The sequence below is a fragment of the Zavarzinella formosa DSM 19928 genome (assembly GCF_000255705.1).
Taxonomy (GTDB): Bacteria; Planctomycetota; Planctomycetia; order Gemmatales; family Gemmataceae; genus Zavarzinella; species Zavarzinella formosa.
The window spans coordinates 1-1,001 of the sequence record NZ_AIAB01000555.1; the positions used below are offsets into that span (position 1 = coordinate 1).

1 protein-coding gene and 1 pseudogene are annotated in these 1,001 nt (G+C 70.5%); one reads left to right on the forward strand and one right to left on the reverse strand.

The features are described 5' to 3' along the window. Nucleotides 1–269 (reverse strand): hypothetical protein (locus BGIM_RS47935; RefSeq protein ID WP_157368530.1); only part of this gene is annotated, 269 nt, incomplete at its 3' end. A 318-nt stretch (nucleotides 270–587) separates the two neighbouring features. Here BGIM_RS47935 and BGIM_RS56720 point away from each other — a divergent pair. Then, nucleotides 588–1,001: pseudogene (locus BGIM_RS56720) on the forward strand (SEL1-like repeat protein); the annotation flags it as partial.

Consider the following 1,001-nt stretch of genomic DNA (forward strand, 5'->3'; position numbering starts at 1 on the left):
CGCCCGGCCCCCGCCGCTGGGACGGGCGGGAAGAAATTGCGCCGGTGGCTGGGGGCGGCGGTCGCCGGGCCGATCCTGCTGGCCGGGGCGGTGTTCACCCAGAAAGACGCGGCAAGGCGGCGGGCGACATCTCGCTTCGTCGTGGCGATCATCCAAATCTTCAACTCGCGGGAAAAAGCTTCTTCCTCCTCCTCCCCCTCTCCCAAGCCGGCGCCACCGGCCCCGCGAAAGCCCGTCGCGCCCGCCAGAACGGAGCCGACTCCGGCCATGATCCCCATCCCGGGCGGCCTGCCCCTCCGACATTACCTAGGGAACCCAGTCTGGAAGACACCGGGCGGTCCGGGTCCGATGGCTTACGACTCCGCCGCGGCCTTGTTGTCCCGCCTCCGTCCCGTCGATCGTCGGAACGGAGGTGGAACGCCGGCCCCGTGGATGGCGCAAATCCCGGCGACGGCCGCTCCCCGCTCCCCGGCGTTTGCCTCCATCCGGCCTCCTGAAGGCGGTCAAAAACCGGAGACGCCGGGCGAGTTGCCGAAGGGGCCGCCCGTCGAGGGGAGCCGGCGTACCCGGAATCCAGGAAGACCATCGTGTTCGAGGTCGCCGCCGACCAACGAGCCCGTGACACCGCGATGCTCACGGACGAAAACGCCGGGGCTTGGTATGCGGAGAACGGCCCCAAACGGTTCCGGGACTGGCTTCGTCTGTCTTGGGGCGGGGACGAACGGGCCATGTTCCTGGCCGGGGGCTGCCTGGAGGCGGGGGGAGGGGCCTTGCGAAACGAGGAGGCGGCCGTCGGTTGGTATCAGAAGGCCGCCGACCTGGGATACGCCCCGGCGATGACCAGCCTGGCCGACTGCCTGCTGACGGAAACCGGAGTGGCGAAGGACGAGCGGGCGGCCGTCGCCTGGCTTCGCAAGGCGGCCGGGCCGGGATACTACGCCCCGGCCATGCACCGCTTGGGGCTTTGCCTGGAGACCGGCACGGGGGTGGCGAAGGACGAG